The sequence below is a fragment of the Thermomonas hydrothermalis genome (assembly GCF_900129205.1).
GTDB lineage: Bacteria > Pseudomonadota > Gammaproteobacteria > Xanthomonadales > Xanthomonadaceae > Thermomonas > Thermomonas hydrothermalis.
In genome coordinates this window covers 1-1,584 of the sequence record NZ_FQUK01000081.1, presented here as the reverse complement: position 1 = coordinate 1,584, position 1,584 = coordinate 1, and the positions used below count along the sequence as shown (strand labels likewise).

Annotated in this window: 2 protein-coding genes; one reads left to right on the top strand and one right to left on the bottom strand. The window is 61.7% G+C overall.

Translation table 11 applies throughout. The features are described 5' to 3' along the window. Nucleotides 1–250: 250 nt before the first annotated feature. Nucleotides 251–496 carry a hypothetical protein gene (locus tag BUA29_RS12165; protein ID WP_143148948.1) on the bottom strand — a complete coding sequence of 82 codons (246 nt, stop codon included), beginning with the start codon at nt 494–496 and terminating at the stop codon, nt 251–253. A 16-nt stretch (nt 497–512) separates the two neighbouring features. Here BUA29_RS12165 and BUA29_RS11845 point away from each other — a divergent pair, with 16 nt between their 5' ends. Further along, nucleotides 513–1,349 carry a TonB-dependent receptor domain-containing protein gene (locus tag BUA29_RS11845; RefSeq protein ID WP_281247915.1) on the top strand — a complete coding sequence of 279 codons (837 nt, stop codon included), beginning with the start codon at nt 513–515 and terminating at the stop codon, nt 1,347–1,349. Nucleotides 1,350–1,584 lie beyond the last annotated feature (235 nt).

Here is a 1,584-nt window from a genome sequence, read left to right as displayed (position 1 = left end):
GCCGAGCGCCCCCACCACGCCCTCGGCCAGCGACCCCCGCTACACTTCCTGCTCCAGCACCAACCCGAGTGCCAAAGGTGGTGGACTCATACAGTCGTCGATTTCGATGCGGATCATGTGCTATCCTTCACCCAAGGTGTTGCGGCAAAGTCTCCCGCCATCTGGTGAGGGCAGGCCTGGGGCCCAAAGGTTCTGTCGGCGGTCAGGGGAGCCCGTCGCGCAACACCCGCGAGGCAGCCCAGGCGCTGCCTCATTTTCTTCGTGCTCCGCGCAACACTCTGGACACCTCAGCGTCCCGCGCCGCGGCATCGCGGGACAAGCGCCTGAAACTGGTGATCCATAGCGCGTCACCGCTTCGCGTCGCCTTGACCACCAGCACGTGACCGCCGGTTTCGGCGGATGCCTCCTCGATCACGTACACCAGGCTTTGGGTTCCGGTCTTGCGGCCTTTGGCATCCTGGCGTACCACCAGTACGTTCTGGGGTGCACCGTTCACCGGTCTCAATGGCACCGTGCCGTTCCCGACCACGAGTGCCACATGGACTGCCGTGACCCCGTCATTCAGCCTGCAGAAAAAGCTTGGCGACACCTTGATGTGGTACGTCTCTGCCAATCGCGGCTTCAAGTCGGGTGGGTTCAATGGCCGCGCCAACACCGCCTACGACGTGGCGCATGCCAAGTACGACCCGGAATATGTCTGGACGTACGAGACCGGGTTGAAGCTGGAATCGTCCGACCATCGCCTGCGCGGCGCAATCGCCGCCTTCAGCAGCCACTACAAGGATTTCCAGGCGCGCGTCTCGCAGGACGTCAACACGTTCCCGGTCCTCAATGCCGCGGCGTTGAGCATTCGTGGTCTGGAACTGGAGGGCAGCGCCCTGATTGGCGATCACGTCACGTTGATGGGGCAGATGAGCTGGCTGGACGCCAAATACGATCGTTTCGACGATTTCCGGCTTGATCCCAGCTTCCCGGGCTATGACCCCACGATCAGCCATGCCCATGTTCCGTTTTCGCCCAGGTTCACAGCACGAGTGGCCGTACAGCGCGGGTTTGATCTTGCCAATGGCTCCCGTCTGGCATTTGGCGGCGATCTCTCGTATCGCGCAACCACTTGGCTGTCGGTTGATAACCGTGATGTGCTCAAGCAGGACTACTACAGCGTGGTCGGTCTCTACGGTGTATGGGATTCGCCGCAAGACACCTGGCAGGTGCGGATGGGCGTGCGCAACCTCACCGATGAGCATTACATGATCGATGGCCAGGAGTTCTCCAGCGTGGCCAATATCCAGACAGCCTATTACGGGCTGCCTCGCAACTGGTACCTCTCGGTGCGCTACAACTTCTGACCCGGTAGCCCTCCGGCGGGACAGCGAGACGGCGGGCATTGGCCCGCCGTCGCGCTATGCTCGTTCCCCATGCAGGCACGGGAAAAGTCCAAAGGTCACCGCGCACGGAGGGTGCAATGCCAGGCATGACCATGGTGGTGGCTAGCAGCTTGTTGAAATTCTCCCGCGCCAGAGCTTGCTTTCAAGCCCTCTGTTTGCGATATCGACCTCAGCCATAGTGGAGGGCGTGGGATGC